We start from the raw sequence: 1,912 nt of genomic DNA on the forward strand, positions 1-1,912 counted from the left end.
TTACTGGAGAAGGTGATGCAACTGTAAATAATATTGCTGGTGGGGATGTCAATACCGGAGATATTACTGCTATAGGAGATACAACAAATATCATCAACCAACCAGGAGGAGAAATTAATACTGGAGAAATCATTCAAATTAATCCATCTCCATCAACACTAATAGATAATAGTTTGCCACAATTATTACCTCAGACACCAGTAACTGCAGAGAATTCACCCAACCTAGTGCAACCCACAGTAACTGCAGAGAATTCACCCAACCTAGTGCAACCCACAGTAACTGCAGAGAATTCACCCAACCTAGTGCAACCCACAGTAACTCCAGTAACTCCAACTAACCCAGTGCAACCCACAGTAACTCAAACTCCCATAAATGAAAATATTCCTCCGTCTAACAATCAAGTATTAAATCCTGTTACTACTCAAATTGTCGAGTCAGTGCAAAGTAACAGCACTATCACAACCACCAATAATCCTAATCTCCCAGACCAACAGAGCGATACCCAGGAAGTCAACATTAACACAGATACCACTACCGCTTTACAAAACATTAATATTGTGAATAGTATACCCCTAACTGTAGCTGCAAATTCCCAAACATTAACAACCATAGAACAAACTCGCAACAATGAATTTGCAGACTACTTTGAGAAAGACCTATCAAATCAAATTACATCCACAAAAAATATTCGGGAAGTGCTAATTGATATTGCCCGTCAAACAGGTAATAACTCAGCCATTATCTATGTCACCGTTTACCCAGACGAAGTACAACTGGTATTATATACACCAGGTAGCGACCCCATACTCAAAACCATTCCCGAAGTTAACCGCAAAGAACTAATGAAAGCTGTGTTAAGGTTACGCGCACAAATTACAAATCCCGCCCGTCGTTATACGAATAGCTATCTGCCACCAGCCAAAAAATTATATAATTGGCTCATCGCACCCATAGCAGCAGAACTAGAAGCCGCCAATATCAATACTCTACTCTTCAGCATGGATGAAGGTTTGCGTGCCTTACCTATAGCAGCATTACACGATGGGGAACAATTTCTGATAGAAAAATACAGCCTCAGTTTAATTCCTAGTATCAGCTTAATGGATACCAACTACCAACCACTTCAAGATACTCAGGTATTAGCAATGGGAGCGAGTGAATTCATTGAGCAAAGTAAATTACCAGCAGTACCCACAGAGTTAGAAACTATTTCTCAAAAGTTATGGCAAGGCAGCAAATTCATCAATGAAGAGTTTACCCGCAATAACTTGTTAGATCAACGAGAAAATTATCCCTATCCGATCATTCACTTAGCCACTCATGCAGAATTCAAACCAGGAAAAGCCAACAACTCCTACATTCAGCTCTGGGGAACAGACCAACTAAAGTTAGACCAAATTAGAGAGTTAGAGTGGAATGAACCCCCAGTAGAATTGTTAGTATTATCTGCTTGTCGCACTGCTGTGGGAGACAAAAATGCCGAATTAGGATTTGCGGGATTAGCAGTAGCAGCAGGAGTCAAATCAGCTTTAGCTAGTATTTGGTATGTGAGTGATGAAGGAACATTAGGGTTAATGACAGAATTTTATGTTCATTTGAATAATGCCAAGATTAAGGCAGAAGCGCTCAGACAAGCGCAGTTAGCAATGTTGCGAGGGGAAGTAGTTATTGCAGAAGGGGAGTTAAGGGGACCAGGTATTCGTGGTGCAGTGGTGTTACCCCCAGCATTAGGGAAGTTTGAAAATCAAAATTTATCTCATCCTTATTATTGGTCAGGGTTTATGATGATTGGTAGTCCGTGGTAATATTATGTGCCCCCTCCGGGGGAGCTACGAATTGCAGATAATCACTTATACAGGACTTACGCAAAGACACTATATATAGCGCATGGCAAATCAAGCGATATAGC

The 1,912-nt window shown here is 40.7% G+C and carries 1 protein-coding gene; it reads left to right on the forward strand.

Annotation, left to right across the window (positions count from 1 at the left end):
• A partial coding sequence (locus ACP6PM_RS22810; RefSeq protein WP_426588671.1) for a CHAT domain-containing protein occupies nt 1–1,808 on the forward strand: 1,808 nt, incomplete at its 5' end.
• Nucleotides 1,809–1,912 lie beyond the last annotated feature (104 nt).

Source organism: Dapis brunnea BLCC-M229 (assembly GCF_050015995.1).
In the GTDB taxonomy this organism is placed as follows: domain Bacteria; phylum Cyanobacteriota; class Cyanobacteriia; order Cyanobacteriales; family Microcoleaceae; genus Trichodesmium.